This window comes from Cupriavidus sp. 01L46 (assembly GCF_056399905.1).
Genome location: NZ_JBFTSF010000087.1, coordinates 1 through 16,665, shown reverse-complemented (window position 1 = coordinate 16,665; position 16,665 = coordinate 1). Strand labels below are relative to the sequence as shown.

Sequence of the window (16,665 nt, the reverse complement as noted above, 5' to 3'; positions counted from 1 at the left end):
CACAAGTATGTGCTTTGTAAATTCGGGCAAACGGGAGGCCCCCCCTTGCCGGCGTCGGCGTCCTACCGCAAGCCCGCGGCCCAATCCACCGCCGCGTCGAAGAGCTGCTGCCCCGGCGCCGCAAGGTTGCTGAACGTGTCGTTGTCTAGGAAGAACATGACGCGGCGTGCCGGGGCGATCGATTCATAGTCCATCGTCGCGCCCTTTTCGTAGGYGAAGATGGCGGCCTTCTCGGGCTGGCCATATAGCGTGGCGATGATGCTGGCACCCAGGCCGGGCTTGCCCCAGCTCATGCCGGCCTGGCGGTTGTAGACGCTGATCGCTCCGGCCGGCAGGCCCGCTGCCATGGGGTGCGGCGCATTGACCAGCCACACATAGCGCTCCTTCGGCGCCTCGCCAAAGTCCACATCGTGGCGCTTGCCGGTCATGGCGAGGTCGTCCAGCAAGTCGTTCTCCCAGGTCAGTAGCGGCTTGGGCAACTGGCGCCATCCGGCCGCGACGCGCTTGGCTGAGATGGTGGACGACATGACGATGAGATCCGCGTCGCGCGCTGCGTCGGGCGATTGATCCTGCTCAATCAGGCTGACCGCGTAGCCGCGTGCTTCCAGGTGCGATTTGATCTTCTGGTCGACGGGCATGTCGGGCCCTGCGGCCTGGACGATCAACGCGATCCTCTTGCCTTGCCCGTTGGGCTGCGCGGCGTGGGCGGACATGCCGGCACCGCAGGCGGCCACCAGCACGGCGGCGATCGCCGCGCGGAGCGCTCTGGCCATGACGCTGGCGCAGGCAGTGGGGCGGTAGTTGTCGAGGTGCATGGTGTCAGTCTTGCTCATCGGGTAATCGGGTAATCGGGTAATCGTAATCGGTGGCTCAGAATTCAAAGGTGGACAGGAGCGTGACCTGACGCGCATCGCCCACGGATACGAAGTACTTGTTGACGCTGGACGGGTAGTAGGTGCGGTTGAAGAGGTTCTTCACGTTGAGCTGGAACCTGAGCTTGCGCTGCCCGATCTTGGTCTCGTAGGTGGCGAAAGCGTCGGCCACGGTATAGGCCGGCAGCGTGAAGCTGTTGGCCGAATCGCCCGGGCGGTTGCCAACATAGTGCGCGCCCGCGCCCAGGCGCAGCTTGTCGCCGCCAAAGATCTGGCCGAAATCGTAGACGGCTGACAGGGACGCCGTGTGCTGCGCCACATTCCACAGGCGATTGCCCGCGTACAAGGGATCCTCGGTGGTCTTGGCGTCGATATAGGCGTAGCTGCCGATCAGGTTCCAGTGCTCGCCGATCTGGCCGGCCACGTCCAGCTCGATCCCGCGCGAGCGCGCGCGGCCGGAGGTGCGCCAGTCGGTCAGCCGGGTCACGTCGTTGTACTGGGACACCAGCACGTTCTTCTTGTCGATATTGAAGAACGCCAGCGAGCCGGTCATGCTGCCCGGAAGGTCCAGCTTGGTGCCCAGTTCCCACGATCGGGCCTCTTCCGGCAGCACGCCCGAGTCGATCACCACGCCGGAGCTGAGCGGCGCGATGGTCGAGGTTGGCTTGAGGGACTGGGTGTAGCTGCCATACAGCGACACGGCCTTGGTCCATTTGTAGACCAGGCCGGCGCGCGGCAGCCATTTGTTGCCGTTGATGTCGGTGTTGACGTTGAACGGACGGCCGCGTCCGGCGACCTGGCTGTATGACAGGAAGCGGGCGCCGCCCACCAGGATCCATTTCTCGCTCAGGTGCAGGCTGTCCTGGAAGAACAACGAGGTGTCGTGCAGCGTGTCCGTCTGGTCGCTGTCGCTCGCCGAGACCGTGCTGGATGGCGACTCCAGGCCGTAGACCGGGTTCAGGTAGTTGAAGGTGCGGGTGGTGTTCTGGCGCAGCAGGTCCGCGCGGTAGATCCTGCGGTACTCGCTGTCGACACCGACCTGCAGGTCGTTGCGCAGCCCGGCCACGGTGAAGTTGCCATCCACATAGGCAATGCCGTAGCTGTCCGTGCTCAAGGCGCCATGGGTGGCGTCGTTGCTGCGCGACAGCACGCCGGTGGTGGCGTTGACCCCGAACACGCGCAACTGGTTGGCGTCGTAGCTCTCGCGGTTGTAGCTGTACCCGAAGTGTCCTTTCCAGTCGGCATTGAACTGGTGGTCGACCGCCAGCTGCACCAGGTGGGACTGCCCGTCCATGCTGTTGAACGGCTCATCCAGCCGGCGCCGGCTGGGGATGGCAAGGGGCTCGTTGGTCTTCGGGTCGATGGCCGTGCCGCGATCGAACGGATACAGGAACTTGCGGTATTCGTAGGACAGGACCACCTGCGTGTCCTTGCCGTACCAGGCCAGCGAGGGCGCTACCAGCGTCTGGCGATGCTCGCCGAAGTTGCGCCAGTATTGCTCGTTGACCTGGTCCACCACCAGCCGATAAGCCAGGCCCGAGGTACCGATGGGGCCGGTGGAATCCAGCGTGGCGCCCGCGCCGTTCTTGCCGTGGCCATAAGTGGAGCCGAGCACGGAGATGGCGTTGTATTGCTGCAGCATGGGCCGCTTGCTGACGATATTGATCACGCCGCCCGGATCCATGATGCCGTACAGCAGCGAAGACGGGCCCTTGAGCACCTCCACGCTGTCGGCCGCCGCGTTGAGCCCGCGGCCCTGAATCAGCGGCATGCCGTTGTGCATCACCGAGCCGTCGCGATTGCCGCCAAAGCCACGCTTCATGATGGTGTCCTGCGTGCCGGCCAGCGTATTGCCTTGGGTGATGCCGCTGACGTTGCCGAGCGCGTCGTCCAGGTTGCGGGGGCGCTGATCGCGAAGCGCCTGCGCCGGCACCACGTTCACTACCTGCGGGGCGTCGAGCAACGGCGTGTCAGAGCGCATCACGGATGCCGTGGGCGCAGGGCGGTAGCTGTCTTCACGGGCAGCATCGGCGCGCACGGTGACCGGCGGCAGGGCGGCCTCATGGCCGCTCGCGGCAGGTGCCGTTGCCGAGGGCTCGATGCGCCTGACCAGCGCATAGCCGCCATTGGCCTGCGCCACGGCGGCCAGGCCGGTGCCTTGCAGCAGTTGGGCCAGMGCATCCGGCACGTTATAGCGGCCGTGCAAGCCCTTGCTTTGCAGGCCGGCGGTGGTTTCCGTGGGGAAGGCAAGCAAGATGCCGGCTTCGCGTCCCAGGCGGTTGAGCGCGCCCTCCAGCGGGCCGGCGGGGATGTCGTAAGCCCTGGCAGCGGCTGGCGCCCCAGGTGCGTCCGCCGCCCACGCCATGCCGGGAAGCAGGCTGGCCGTGGTGAGGCCCATGGCGAGCGCGGCGTGCCCGATGGCGGACGCTAGCGTCTGCCGCTTGAGGCGGCCGAAGACGCCGGCGTTTTGATGAGGTTCCATATTCGATGGCTCGGTGGAGGATGGAAGATGTGGTGCGCTTACCTCCTATGTCACGCGAGAATCAAGAACAGACCACCTCCGGCAAAGATTTCTTCGGGGAAAGGAACGGATGCCTGAAGCTAAGATCGCGCAGGCCGCACGGTTGCCCAGTAGCGTGTCATGAAGCGGATTTCCACCGGCAGCGTGGTACGCAGCATATCGAGGACGCGGTCGGTATCCGCCAGCGGGTACGTGCCGGAAACGCGCAGGCCGGCGATCGCCGGATCGCAGTGCAGCAGCCCCGGACGATGCCGGCCGAGTTCGGCCAGGAACCGGTCCAGGCGCATGCCGCTGGCCACGAGCATGTTGTCGACCCAGGCGGTATCGGCGTCGTTGGCCTGCGCGGGCTCGCCGATTGCCGTGCCGGTGAAACGCGCCTGCTCGCCGGCTTGCAGCGTGCGTGCCAGGCCATGCCCGTCGCGCGGGCGGATGGCCACGGCGCCTTCGAAAACGGCGACGCGGCTGGCGTCGGGCTGCAACCGCACCGTGAAACGTGTGCCGAGCGGTTGCAGTTCTCCGTGCGCTCATCCGCCACCCATTCCCGCCACGGTGTGCGCTCTTGCACCATCCACGCGCCGCCGCCGGCAAACACCAGCAGCGCCAGCGTCTTGACGGCCTCGCGGCGCCGGGGTGAGCGGGGCGGCGCCAGCGTGGCGTGGGCCACGGCCGAGGCCTGCGGCGACGAGAGCGCGCGCAGCCTGCCATTGACCGCTTCGATGCGTTGCCAGGCGCGGGCGTGATCGGGGTGGGCTTTCAGCCACTGCTGCCAGGCAAGCGTCGTGGCGTCGGTGGCATCCTCGGCTTGCAGCGCGAGCAGCCATTCGACCGCGCGCGTGGCGACCTCAGGGGGAATCCCCGTGGGTGTGTTTAGCGGCATGATGTCAAGCCACCGGCAGCGCGAAATAGCACTGCGTGCCGGCACGGACGAGGTAGCGCTTCACGGTAGTCACGGAGATGCCAAGCTGCGTGGCGATCTCGGCCTGGCCAAGGCCGTCAAGCTGCGAGAGCAGGAACGCCCGCTTGACCGGCGTGGGGAGGCCGGCCAGCAAGCGGTCGATTTCAAACAAGGTTTCCAGCAGGATGGCGCGGTCCTCGGGCGAGGGTGCCAGCGGTTGCGGCAACTGCGCCAGCGCTTCGAGGTAGGCGCGTTCGATTTGCTCGCGCCGCCAGTGATTGGCCAGCACCCGCTGGGCAACGGTGGTCAGAAACGCGCGCGGCTCCTGGATCGCGATGGCTTCTTCGCGGGCAAGCAGGCGCAGGAAGGTGTCGTGGGCCAGATCCGCGGCGCGATGCGTGCAGCCGAGCTTCTTGCGCAGCCAGCCGCACAGCCAGCGGTGGTGGTCACTGTAAAGCGTGAGCAAGTCGCGCTGACGCGGAGAATCGGCGGCCGGCATGGGCACTGTCTACTCGGGAGGGGGTGCGCGGCACCGGACAAAATAAATGAGAACGATTCTCAGTATAACAAAGCGGGGATGCCCGTGGCAATGGCCATCATGGCCGCTGGTGAGGGGGAGGCGCGAGCCGGGCAGATGTGCTGTGTGAGTGGCCTGGGTGCGCGAGGGCGCACCAGCGCATGGCCGGGCGCCGGGCGGCGCCCAGTCGATCCCACTGAACCGGGATCAGCCGGTATCAGTCTGGATCAGCCGGTATCAGACGGTATCAGCCGGGAGCACCCATGGCGGACTGCAGGTAGTTTTGCAGGCCAACCTTCGCGACAAGCGCCAACTGCGTCTGGAGCCAGTCGATGTGCTCTTCCGTGTCGTCCAGAATCCCGACAATGATTTCCCGCGACACGTAATCGCTGACGGATTCAAAGTACTTGATGGCTTCTTTACAACTGGCTTGTGAAACAAGTTCAAGTTTCAGGTCGCAGGCCAGCATCTCTTCGGTATTTTCTCCAAGCAGCAGCTTGTCGAGGTCCTGGAGGTTCGGAAGCCCATCGAGCATGAGGATGCGCTCAACGAGCTTGTCCGCGTGCTTCATCTCTTCAATCGACTCTTCATACTCGTGCTTGCCAAGCGCGCTCAGGCCCCAGTGCTTGTACATGCGCGCGTGCAAAAAGTACTGGTTGATTGCAGTTAATTCATGCTTCAGCTGGCCATTGAGAAGTTGAAGAACCTTCTTGTCGACTTTCATGATATTGATTCCCAGTAGCTGATTAAAAACTGGATAATTCAATCAATATATTAATTTCAGTGTCCTGGAAGGCAAGGTATTAATTGAATCGATTTTTTAATATTGCAAATGCTAATTGCTCTGATTTTCATTGTGGTTGGCGCCCCACGGCGRCTTTGCCAGCGTCTCCCCAGATGAATCCTTGCATGGCGGCGCGCGCCATGCCGCCGGGGGCGAGGGTGGTGCCGGCGCGCCGGGCGATCTTCAGCATTGTGCGGGCAGCATCTTCACGCGCGACCTTGCTGCACCTTGCCGAAGGCGCATCAGTGCGTTGGGGAGGCGCGCCAGTTCGTCGGGGTTTCGGTGCGGGCGCCGCCGGAGGTCGTCAAGGTGGCCGTGGCGCGATGGCGGATGGCTGCGTAGGGCGTCCCGTCGAACGTGCCTGCCGTGCGCTCCAGGTGGATGACGTGCAGGATGTACTGGCCCCGCCACGGGAACTTGAAGCGGACCAGGCCCTGGCTGTCGGTCGCCACTTCGCGGGTCCAGGCATTTGGCGCGATGATCCGCACGTCGGTCGCGGGAAGCGGTGCGCCCTGAAACACCACGCGGAACTCCCCGGCCTTGCCCGTCGGCAGGATATCGAGCGCCTGGATCGTGTCGGGTGGCACCGCGGGCATGCCTGCCTTGGCCTCGCCCAGCAGGCGGGCGTAGAACATTGGCTTGACCACGCCGATCCCCGCATGCGTCCAGTCCTTTACGGCGTACCGGCCCTCGCTGGCCACGACGGCACCACGCTGGGCCGGCATGGCAAAGCTGAAGCCTTGCGGGCCACGGGTGGCATCGAGCGCGACGGTCTTGCCGGTGCCGTCCGGGGCGCTGATTTGCGGCGCGGGCATTTCGTCCAGGCGCCCCGGCGAGCGCTCGCGCAAGCCTTCCTCGAACTCGCCGAAATAGAGGTGCGCGAGGGGCTTGCCGGGCTCCAGCCACAGGTAATGCGCGCCTGCCGGCGCCGCCAGGGAAATGCCGGCAAGCGTCAGGGCGATGCGCGCGATCACGCCCGGACGGCGGCGGGCGCTACGGACACTATGGGTGCCATGAGTGCTATGAGTGCTATGGGCCAAGGTGGTCATCATCATCATGTCCTTACTGGAAACGATAGCGTGCGGTCAGCATCGCGCTGCGCGTGTCGCCCGGGAGCGCGCCGGAGAAGGTCGGCGAGATGTAATAGGTCTTGTCGGTCAGGTTGCGCAGGTTGAGCGTCACGTCCCAGGTCTTCTGGCGATAGTAGACCGCGGCATCGAGCACCACGTAGGCCGGCACGCGGTACAGGTTCAGGCTGTCGGCGTAGCTGTCGCCTTTATAGGTCAGGCCGAGGCCGACCCCCCAGCCGTGCAGCGCCATTTGCTGGAAGTCGTAGGTGGTCCACAGGCGTCCGCCGGTGCGCGCCACGCCGCTCGGGCGCGTGCCGGCGATGCTGCGGTTGGCGACGCCCATCTGCGCGTTCGAGGCCAGGGCATTGGATTCGACCTTGACGTTCTGCACCACAAAGTTCGCCAGCACCGACCAGCCGGCCACGGGCCGCGCGGTGACTTCCAGCTCCAGCCCGCGCGAGCGGTCGCGTCCGTCGGGGGTTGGGTTGAGCGCGCCGGGCAGCGTGATGTAGTAGTTCTTGCGCTCGGTCTCGAACAGCGCGACGTTGGTCTGCAGGCGTCCGTCCAGGAAGTCCGCCTTGACGCCGATCTCCTTTTGCAACGCGCTCTCCGGCTGCGGGCTCAGGGCCGCAGGCTCGGTGGAGACGTTGATGAACTTGCTGGTCGAAACCCCGGCATAGAAGGACAGCGATTGACGGGGCTGCCAGATGGCGCCGAGGGAGCCGGAAGTCAGGTTCTGGGTGTCGCCGATGGAGCGGAAGGCGATGCCCTGCAAGCCCACGTCGCTGAACTTCACGCGGTCGGTCCGCACCGCCGCACGCAGCTTGAACTGCTCGCCAAGCGCCAGCTGGTCTTGCAGGTAGACGCCAAAGTCCTCTTGCTTGAGCTTGCGGTTGAAGCCCTGCGCCGGCACCGGCGCGAGGCCGTTGAGGGTGGTCTCCGGCACCACCGGCGCGTTGATATTGAGGATATTGGGCAGGTTGTAGCCCGTGCGGACCGTGTCGATGCGCGTATCGGAGTATTCCAGGCCGAACAGCACGGTGTGATCGACCGGGCCGGTGCGGGTCTTCCAGACCAGTTCGTTTTGCACCAGCGCGAACTGGCTGTCGTCCACCTGGGTGCGCACCGCGCGCCCGGTCATCTGGTTGGCGGCATTGCCGCCGTTGCCGCCGGCATTGCGCGTCATGTTCAGGCCGCGCTCGTCGTAGATAAAGGCGGTGCGCATGCTGAGCGCGGGGTCGATGTGCCAGTCGTGGCTCAGCGTGACCCGGTCGATGGTCTGCCGGGAGTCGTTGAACGGGCTGTAGTAGCGCGAGTCGCGCGGGGCCGAGGCGATGTTGCCCTGGGCATTGAACACGATGCCGTAGTTGTCCGGCTTGACGCGGATATCGCGGTGGTCGTAATCCAGCGTCAGCGTCTTGTTGTTGTCATACGCCCAGCTCAGCGAGGGCGAGACCTCCTTGATGTCGCGCGACAGTCCGCGGTAGCCGTCGCTCCTTTCCACGTCGGCGATCAGCCGGGTGGCGAGTTGCGAGCTGACCGGCCCGCCCACGTCCACGTACGTGCCCCAGGTGCCGAAGCTGCCGCCGAACGCACCGATCTCCGCGCCGAACTTAGCGAGCGGCGCCTTGGTGACGACGTTGACGGTGCCGCCGGGCTGGCCGGAGCCGTACAACGCCGAGCCTGGGCCCTTGAGCACCTCGATCCGGTCCACGTCGTACATGGTGCGGTAGTAGCCGTTCTGGGTGGGACCGTCGAGGTAGCCGTCGCGCAGGAAGCGCATGCCCAGGCCACGGATGGTGTAGTTGTTGGCGAAGCCGTAGCCGCCAGCCAGCAGAGGCTGCACACCGGCGGAGTTCTGCAGCGCGTAGTTCATGTCCACCGCGCCTTGCTCGCGCAGCACGCTGTCGGGAATGACGGTGATGGCGGCCGGGATGTCGCGCAAGGGGGTGTCCGTCTTGGTGCCGGTCGTCACCGTGTCGCGCAGGCTGCCGGGCGCCACCTTGCCGGCGGAGGTAGTGACCTGGGGCAGGGTCTGTTCGGCCTGCGAAGCCTGGGCGCCCTGTGCCCGCGCTGCCAGCGGCAGGCCGGCGATCAGCGCGGAAGCCAAGGCCGCAATGGCGTGTGGGCGTGGGACGAAGCCGGGACGGGAAGCACGTGACATGAAAGAGAAACTCGCGGAAAAGTTGGCTGGATGCAGAGCGTGAAGAACCCGCTCGCAGAGGGCTGGCAATGCCATCGGAGCAGAAGACAGCGGAGGTTAATGCGAATCATTCTTGTATTCAATGGAAGTTCACGCGGGTGGGACATCTGCCCTGCGTCCACAGGCGGTTTGCCGCGTGAGCATTAGCCTTGCGGGCGTTGCGCAAGGGCTGCGGGACATATGCCCCGGTACCGATAGGTAGCGGATAGATAACTTTTCCTGCCAGGCCGAGGCGGCGCCGCACGTTGCGCTTTTCTTGGTAACGAGAATCAGTTACATTTCGTTTTTCGTGTCGTCAGCGCAGGCGGGTCTTCGTTGTCCGCATGCCTGGAATCCATCACCCATGTCGCCCAAGCTATTACTTTTGCTCGCCTTCTTCCCGGCCTACCAGGCCTGGGACCTGAGTCAGATCCACCTCACCGGCGGCGTCAATTACCACCTGGTGACAGAAGCCATCGCCACGCTGGTCTTCGTGTGGATCCTCTATCTGTTTGTGCGCGAACGGGAGCGCGCCGCGCGTGACCTGGCGGAGTTGCGCAACGCGGCGCACGCGCGCGAGCGCGCGATGGCCGAACGTGGCGACGCTGCCCGCGTTTCGACGCGCCATTTCCTGCAGCTGATGCAGGATCAGTTCGAGGCCTGGAAGCTGACCCCGGCGGAAAAGGATGTGGCGCTGCTGCTGGTCAAGGGGCTGTCGCTGGAAGAGATCGCGGCGCTGCGCGAGAGCCGCGCCAAGACGGTTCGCCAGCATGCCGCCAATGTCTACGCCAAGGCGCAACTGGAAGGGCGCCATCAGCTCTCCGCGTATTTCCTCGAAGACCTGATGGCGCCGGCCTGAGCGCGGTGAGCGCCGATGCCGATGCCGATGGCACTATCCGCTGCGCGGGTCATGCTGACCGGCAGGATGCCGGGCTGCGCATCGACCGTTCGCGGCGTTCAGCGGCCAGGCGAAGGCGGCACCGGAAAATTGGCCACCACGATGCGCCGCTGGTCCTGCGCAACCAGGTGCATGGGCACCTGGCGCGTGGTCAGCTCGCGGTAGGTATCGGCGGACATGATCGCCAGCGCCGGCGGCCCCTCGTGCCAGCGCGCGATAAAGCTGTCGAGTGTGGGCAGCCATTTCTGCGGCTCCTGCTGGGTGCCGAACTCCAGCTCGTCGGGGTGTTCCACCATCACCGTGGTGTGGCGCAGATAGTACGGCAGGGTGTGGTCCAGCGTGCGCACGCCGTAGATCGGCATGTCATCCTTGAGCACCGCCCGGATGGCCGGCACCAGGCTGGCGCCCGAGGCCGGGCCGCCGATCGATTCGTGCCCGAGCAGCGCGGTGGTAAAGCCGGTGAACAGCGCTAGCGTGTAGACCACGATGCTTGGCATCAGCCCGTGGGTGCGCAGCAGCCGGCGCGCCAGCCACGTGCCCGCCAGCATCACGACAAACGCGGTGGCTATCCAGACCGCGTAGCGGCGGTAGTCGGCGGTCGCGGTGTGGTTGGAATGCAGCGTGGCCACCACCGGGCTGGCCAGCAACCCGATCGCCATGATCACCAGCATGGCGTTGAGCTGCTGGTGCCAGCCGCGCTCGCCGATGCGCTCCAGCGCCTTGGCTGCCAGCATGCCGAGCGCCGGGAAGACCGGCACGATATAGCCGGGCAGCTTGGAGCCGGACAGGCTGAAGAAGACAAAGATGGCGATGGCCCACACGGCCAGCAACAGCGCCGGCCGGAGGCGCCGCATCGGCGCAGCGCGCGCCGCGGCGCCATCGTCGCGGACCACCTCCCACATGCGCGGCGCCAGTCCCAGCCAGGGGATGAAGCCCGCCACCAGCAACGGCACGAAGTACCACAGCGGACCCTTGCGCGAGTGTACCGTCGAGGTGTAGCGCTGCCAGTGCTCGTGGATAAAGAAGAAATTCGGGAATTCTGGGTTGCGCGCCGACACCAGCCAGAACCAGGGCACCGTGACGATCAGCATCAGCACGATGCCGGTGATCAGGTGCAGCCGCCGCCACAGGCCGAAGTCGCGCGAGATCAGGGTGTAAATCACCAGCACCAGCCCGGGCAGGGCAATGCCTACCAGCCCCTTGCTCAGGATCGCCACGCCCATGGCCACCCAGCAGGCCCACATCCAGTAGCGGCGGGCCGCAGGCGTTGCGTCGGGATGCTGTGCCACCAGCATGAAGGCCAGCACGCAGGCCATGGCGCCCGACAGCGTCATGTCCAGCGAGTTGAAGTGCGAGGCCACGCTCCACATCGGCGCGGCCACCAGCACCAGGCCGGTCAGCAGGCCAGCGCGAATGCCGTACCAGCGCGTTGCCGCAAACATCGACGCGATGAGGCCAACCATGCCGGACAGCGCCACGCACAGCCGCGCCTGCCAGTCGCCCACGCCGAACAACGTATACGACAGCGCCGTCACCCACATATGGAAAGGCGGCTTCTCGAAGTACTTGAGCGCGTTGTAGCGGATCGTTACCCAGTCCCCGCTGGCAAACATCTCGCGCGAGATCTCGGCGTAGCGCCCTTCATCGGAGCTGAGCAAGTGGCGAAAGTCAAGCGTGCCGAACCACAGCAGCAGGATCAGCAGGCCGGCAAGCAGCCACAGGGCGATGGGCAGGCCGGCCACCTGCCGGGCGAAGAACGCAGGGGAGCGAGAGTCGGGTTGGGGATGCATCGGGGCTCCGGAGAAGAATGAAGTCTTGCCGTGCACGACCGGCGTTGCCTTTCACGCACCATTTTGCGCCGGGAATACCACGGCCACCGTGAGCCCGCGGCCCGCTGGGCCGTCCTCCAGCAACACCGTGGCGCCATGGCGCGCGGCAATGCTCTGCACGATCGCCAGGCCGAGCCCGCTGCCATGCGCGTCGCTGGCGTCGCCGCGATGAAAGCGGCGGAACACATTGTCGCGCTCGGCCGGCGCGATGCCCGGGCCGGTGTCGCTCACGCCCAGCATGGGCGCGCCGTTGCGCCATTCGATGCGCAGGTCGACCCGGCCGCCCGGACTGGTGTAGCGGATCGCGTTGTCGGCAAGGTTGCGCAGCAGGATGAAGAGATCGCCGCCCGCGCCACGCACCTGGCATTCGGGCGCGCTCGCATCCAGGCCGAGGTCCACATCCTTGGCTTCGGCCATGGGCAGCAGCTCGCGCACCACCTGCACCGCCACGTCGCGCAAGCGCACGTCGGCGAGCTGGGCCTGGGTGGCAGGGGCGCCGTCCTCGCTGCGTGCCAGCGTCAGCAACTGCGCTACCAGGTGGGTGGTGCGGTCCAGGCGCTCGCCCAGCTTGGCGAGCGCCAGTTTCTGCTTGTCTTCGCTGTCGGCGCGCAGGGCCAGCTGCAGTTGCAGCTTGAGCGCGGTGAGCGGCGTGCGCAGTTCGTGCGCGGCGTCGGCGACAAAGGCGCGCTGGGTGTCCATGGATTGCTGCAGGCGGGCCAGCAGGGCATTGAGGGCTTCCACCACCGGCGCCAGTTCCGGCGGCCAGCCGTGCGCGTCCAGTGGCGCCAGGGCGTCTGCCGAGCGGCTGCCGACCGCGCGCGCGATCTCCTCGACCGGGCGCAGCGAGCGCCTGACCACCAGGTGGATCAGCAAGCCAAGCGCTGGCACCAGCGCCAGGATGGGCAGCAGCGCGCCAAGCGACAACGAGGCCGCCAGCTTGCGGCGGAACACGACCGATTGCGCGGCCTGCACATAGCGATCCCCGGCGAGCACACCGTAGATGCGCCATTCGCTGCCGAGCGCCTTCAGGTCATGAAAGCCCGGCAGGTCCGCGCGCGGCAGCGTGACCGGGTGCGAGGCGTAGATCTGGCGGCCCTGCACATCCCAGGCCTGCACCACGATCTCCTCGTCAAGTTCGCTGCCGCCAAGCGGCGGCGTGGCGTCGCGCTCCAGATGTGCCGGCAGCATGCGTGCGGCTTGCTGCAGTTGCGCATCAAAGACCTCGTTGGCTTCGCGGCGCACTTTGAAATAGGCGGCCGCGCCCGCCACCAGGGCGCAGGCGAGCATGGCCCCGAGCAGGCCGGCCAGCAACTGGGCKCGTATCGTTCTCATGCCGGGCCGCCCAGCTTGTAGCCGACACCGCGCACATTGCGGATAAAGTCGGCGCCGAGCTTCTTGCGCAGCGCATGGATATGGACTTCCACGGTATTGCTGCTGATTTCCTCGTTCATGTTGTAGACCGCCTCGCGCAGGCGCTCGTGGGTCACAACGTGGCCCGGCTGCTCCATCAAGGCCTGCAGCACCATGAACTCGCGCATCGACAGCGCTACGATCTCGCCGGCGCAGCGCACCTCGCGCGTGGCGGGGTCCAGGCGCACCGGGCCATGCGCCAGCTCGGTGCTGACGCGCCCGGCACTACGGCGCAGCAAAGCCCGGATGCGCGCGAACAGCTCATCGAGGTCGAACGGCTTGACCAGGTAATCGTCGGCGCCGGCATCCAGGCCGCGCACGCGGTCAGCGGTGGCGTCGCGCGCGGTCAGGATCAGCACCGGCAGCGCCAGCCCGCGGGCGCGCAGTTGCCGCAGCACCGCCTCACCGGAGCGGCCGGGCAGGCCAAGGTCGAGCAGCACGGCGTCGTAGGTGCCGGGTGCATTGGCGGCCAGCGCGGCATCGGCGAGGCGGCCATCCCTGACCCAGTCGACCGCGTAGCCTTCGGCCCGCAGGCCTTCCTCTACGCTTTCGCCGATCATCGGGTCGTCTTCCACCAGCAGCAGGCGCATGGCATGGGTTCCTTGGTTGGTGATGAGTGAGTGCCCTGGGGTCAACGGCGTTGCAGCCGGTCCAGGCGCAAGCGGTGGCGGTGGTCGGTCAGGCGCCGGACCGCCAGCGTGGCGGCCAGGATCACGCCCAGCATGCTGCCGCCGGCGAGCAGGAACATCAGCAGGATCTGGTACCGGGCGGCGGCGATCGGGTCCATCCCGGCCAGGATCTGGCCGGTCATGACGCCTGGCATGGTGATGATGCCGGCCGCCGCCATGGTGTTCATGGTGGGCAGCATGCCGCTGCGCACCGCCTGGCGCACGATCACGCGTAGGGCCGCCTGGCGGTCATCGCCAAGCGCCAGGCGCGCATCGATGGCGGCGCGCTGGTGCCARACCGCGGTAAAGGCGCCGTTGAGGGCCAGGCTCGCGGCGTTCATCACGTTGCCCAGGATGATGCCGGCCAGCGGGATCGCGTGGCGGGCGTCGTACCAGGGCGTTGGGCGCAAGGCCGTGGTCAGCGCCAGCACGGTCACCAGCAGCGTCGGCAGGCTCACGGCGGCGGCGCCGATCAGCGCGTGCCAGGGCCCCGCCAGGCGGCGCTCCTGCCGGCTGCCCACCTCGCGGGCGGCGGCTGCGATCATGGCGGCTACCGTCAACGCGGTCACCAGCGGCGACGACAAGCCAAACACCGTGCGCAGCACCAGGCCGACCAGCAGCAGTTGCACCACCATGCGGCCCGCGGCCCAGAGCAGGCTGCGGTGCACGTCCAGCGACATCGCCAGCGAGGCGCCCGCGCCGGCCAGCACCAGCAGGCTGGCCAGCGCCAGGTCATAGGCTGTGAGCGGGATCGGGCTCATGCCGGCACCGCTTCCAGCCCGGCGGCGCCGAGGCGATAGTGGCGGTCCTGCAGGCGTGCCGCCTGCGCGGGATTGTGCGAGACGATCAGCAGCCCCAGCCCCTGTGCCTTGCAGTCGTGCAGCAGCGCTTCGACGGCCAGCGTGGTCTCGGCGTCCAGCGCCGAGGTCGGCTCATCMAGCAGCAGGAAGCGCGGGCGGCGCACCAGCGCGCGGATCAGCGCGAGGCGCTGGCGCTCGCCGGTGGACAGGCGGCCAACGGGCGCCTGCAGGATGTCCGCGGGCAGGCGCAGCCGCGCCAGCAGCGCCTTGGAGGCCGGCACGTCCGTCATATGTTCGAGCACGTCGTCGCCCCACCAGCCGGATTCGGCCGCCACGTACATGACCTGGCGCCGCCAAGCCGGTCCGCTCATGCTCTCGCGCGGGGACTGGCCTAGCCGGACTTGCCCGCGATTGGGATCGAGATCGGCAATCATGCGCAGCAGCAGGCTCTTGCCCGCGCCGGACGCGCCGGACAGGATCACGCAACTGCCGGGCGCGACGGTGAGGCTGAACGGCCCGCGGCCAGCGCCTTCGAGGCCGCTGATTGCCAGGCTGGCATCGGCACCGCGCGTTGATGGCAGGGCGCCAACGGTGGCAAGGGGTGGCATCGTGTCAGCCAATGTCATGGGTTGAGCCATCCGCGTGCGATGGGGTAGGCCAGCAGGTGCCGGTAAAGCTGCTCCGCGCGCACCGTGGCAGCGGCAAGCAGCGGGCGCGTCAAGGCAGACGTAGCCACGGCCGCGCAGCATGCCGCTATCGCAAATGCGCCGACGATGTCCAGTGGAAAGTGTACGCCGAGGAAGACGCGGGCCCAGCCCGTTAGCGCCGCGGCTACCAGCAGGCCGGCCCCGCTCAGGCGCTGGGCCCTGCCAGGCGCGCGCAGCAGGACGAAGGCCAGCGTGGCCAGCAGCGTGACGTGGTCGCTCGGAAAGGAGGGGTCGGCGGCATGCGCCAGGTAGGTATGCCCGATGCTCGCCATGAAGGGCCTCGGCATCGGCAGCAGCAGGCCGAACAGGGTCGAGCAGAGCCCGCCCAGCGCCACGGCCGCCAGTGCGCTCGTCGCCATCTGGCGCTCGCCCGGCCGCGCGCGCAGCCAGCCCGCGGCCAGCACCAGCGGCGCGGCCGCGATCAGCCCTTCGGCAAGGAAGGCGGCCACCCAGAGGCCGGCGCCAGACAGCCCTGCGGGGGCGTTCAGGCGCTGGAACAGCGTGAGGTTCAGGGCAAGGAGCGTCGACATCGGGAACGTTGGATTCTGGCGATGCGGCAAGGATAGTGCACAGCGGCTTAAGGAACGCTTAAGGCTGGCCGGCTGGCTGGCCGTGCCCGGCCCGCGCTCCATGCCGACGTCGTGGACCCGGGCAAATCATGCGCGTCGCGCAACGCAGCGTGGCTTTGGCCTGTTCGGCGGCTTCTGCCGGTGCTTCAGGTTTGTCAGCAGCCTGGAAGGGGGTTCGCGCGTCTATGCATAGACGAAAATCGTCCTTCGATGGCCAGTGCCGTTGCGTTATCGTGAGGGACTTGTAAGCGCTTGCCTAAGACGGCTGCGGTGGCGACACCCCTCTCTCCACACTGTTGCACCAGCAACAGCAGATCGACAGTGTGCTCCGGGAGAACGGTGCAGACCCGCGTCAGGAATGGCGCGCAGGCAAAGAACATGGCCATTCACGCGGGCTTGCTTCTTGCCTGATGCATTGCCGGCAACGAAATGCGCCCCGCGCGTGAATCCACAAACCATCGACATCGACAGGAGGTTCTTCCCATGGCTACACCGCTGAACGTGGTCGCCGTCAACGGCAGCGCGCAGCAGCCCTCGCGCACGCTTGCGCTCGTGCAGGCACTGCTCACGGAACTGGATAGCCGGCTGCATTTGCAAAGCCATATCGTCAACCTGGGCGACATCGCGCGTCCGCTGGGCGCGGCGCTGTCGCGGGCAGAGTTGCCGGCCGAGATCGAAAGCGAGCTGGCCGCCATCGAGTCCGCGGACCTGCTGGTGGTGGCCGCGCCGGTATATCGCGGTTCTTATCCTGGCCACTTCAAGCATCTGTTCGACCTGGTGGGGCAGGAGGCGCTGGTGGACAAGCCGGTGCTGCTGGGGGCCACGGGCGGCAGCGACCGCCACGCGCTGGTGCTGGAGCATCAGTTGCGGCCGCTGTTCGGCTTCCTGCAGGCGCTCACGCTGCCCATCGGCGTGTACGCTCACGCTGCCCATCGGCGTGTAC

At 66.9% G+C, this 16,665-nt stretch carries 14 protein-coding genes and 1 pseudogene; 2 read left to right on the top strand and 13 right to left on the bottom strand.

Going from position 1 to position 16,665, the window contains the following annotated elements; translation table 11 throughout:
• Nucleotides 1–62 precede the first annotated feature (62 nt).
• From AC1DS3_RS17430 to AC1DS3_RS17400, 7 genes and pseudogenes are all read right to left on the bottom strand, one after another.
• Nucleotides 63–815: a hypothetical protein gene (locus AC1DS3_RS17430; RefSeq protein ID WP_477127613.1), complete on the bottom strand. Its 753-nt coding sequence runs from the start codon at nucleotides 813–815 to the stop codon at nucleotides 63–65.
• 55 nt (nucleotides 816–870) lie between these two features.
• Nucleotides 871–3,354: a TonB-dependent siderophore receptor gene (locus AC1DS3_RS17425; protein WP_477127601.1), complete on the bottom strand. Its 2,484-nt coding sequence runs from the start codon at nucleotides 3,352–3,354 to the stop codon at nucleotides 871–873.
• A gap of 119 nt (nucleotides 3,355–3,473) precedes the next feature.
• A pseudogene (locus AC1DS3_RS17420) lies at nucleotides 3,474–4,270 on the bottom strand (DUF4880 domain-containing protein).
• Nucleotides 4,271–4,274: 4 nt separating this feature from the next.
• A complete protein-coding gene (locus tag AC1DS3_RS17415) occupies nucleotides 4,275–4,787 on the bottom strand; it encodes a sigma-70 family RNA polymerase sigma factor (protein WP_441631646.1) in 513 nt (170 codons plus the stop codon).
• A gap of 265 nt (nucleotides 4,788–5,052) precedes the next feature.
• Nucleotides 5,053–5,529, bottom strand: coding sequence for a bacterioferritin (bfr, locus tag AC1DS3_RS17410; RefSeq protein ID WP_441631648.1), 477 nt, complete (start codon nucleotides 5,527–5,529; stop codon nucleotides 5,053–5,055).
• Between the two features lie 302 nt (nucleotides 5,530–5,831).
• Complete coding sequence (locus tag AC1DS3_RS17405) at nucleotides 5,832–6,563, bottom strand: DUF4198 domain-containing protein (protein ID WP_441631652.1); 732 nt, start codon at nucleotides 6,561–6,563, stop codon at nucleotides 5,832–5,834.
• An 88-nt stretch (nucleotides 6,564–6,651) separates the two neighbouring features.
• A complete protein-coding gene (locus tag AC1DS3_RS17400) occupies nucleotides 6,652–8,823 on the bottom strand; it encodes a TonB-dependent receptor (protein WP_441631654.1) in 2,172 nt (723 codons plus the stop codon).
• A gap of 382 nt (nucleotides 8,824–9,205) precedes the next feature.
• On the opposite strand from AC1DS3_RS17400, the gene AC1DS3_RS17395 reads away from it, so the two are divergent.
• A complete protein-coding gene (locus AC1DS3_RS17395; protein WP_441631656.1) occupies nucleotides 9,206–9,700 on the top strand; it encodes a helix-turn-helix transcriptional regulator in 495 nt (164 codons plus the stop codon).
• 98 nt (nucleotides 9,701–9,798) lie between these two features.
• On the opposite strand, the gene AC1DS3_RS17390 is transcribed toward AC1DS3_RS17395, so the two are convergent.
• Genes AC1DS3_RS17390 through AC1DS3_RS17365 form a run of 6 tightly spaced genes read right to left on the bottom strand, consistent with a single transcriptional unit; the run spans nucleotide 9,799 to nucleotide 15,683 of the window.
• A complete protein-coding gene (locus AC1DS3_RS17390; protein WP_441631658.1) occupies nucleotides 9,799–11,529 on the bottom strand; it encodes a glycosyltransferase family 39 protein in 1,731 nt (576 codons plus the stop codon).
• Nucleotides 11,530–11,580: 51 nt separating this feature from the next.
• Nucleotides 11,581–12,900, bottom strand: a complete 1,320-nt coding sequence (locus AC1DS3_RS17385; RefSeq protein WP_441631660.1) for an ATP-binding protein — start codon at nucleotides 12,898–12,900, stop codon at nucleotides 11,581–11,583.
• A complete protein-coding gene (locus tag AC1DS3_RS17380) occupies nucleotides 12,897–13,568 on the bottom strand; it encodes a response regulator (RefSeq protein ID WP_183036434.1) in 672 nt (223 codons plus the stop codon). Before AC1DS3_RS17380 ends, AC1DS3_RS17385 begins: the two co-directional genes overlap by 4 nt.
• 41 nt (nucleotides 13,569–13,609) lie before the next feature.
• On the bottom strand, nucleotides 13,610–14,407 hold the full coding sequence (locus tag AC1DS3_RS17375; RefSeq protein ID WP_477109157.1) for an ABC transporter permease: 798 nt from the start codon (nucleotides 14,405–14,407) through the stop codon (nucleotides 13,610–13,612).
• Complete coding sequence (locus AC1DS3_RS17370) at nucleotides 14,404–15,072, bottom strand: ABC transporter ATP-binding protein (protein ID WP_441631665.1); 669 nt, start codon at nucleotides 15,070–15,072, stop codon at nucleotides 14,404–14,406. Before AC1DS3_RS17370 ends, AC1DS3_RS17375 begins: the two co-directional genes overlap by 4 nt.
• Entirely contained in the window at nucleotides 15,069–15,683 is a 615-nt protein-coding gene (locus AC1DS3_RS17365; RefSeq protein WP_441631667.1) for a phosphatase PAP2 family protein, read from the bottom strand. Before AC1DS3_RS17365 ends, AC1DS3_RS17370 begins: the two co-directional genes overlap by 4 nt.
• Nucleotides 15,684–16,205: 522 nt before the next feature.
• Here AC1DS3_RS17365 and msuE point away from each other — a divergent pair.
• The coding region (gene msuE, locus AC1DS3_RS17360) for an FMN reductase (RefSeq protein WP_477127600.1) at nucleotides 16,206–16,665 on the top strand (460 nt) is incomplete at its 3' end.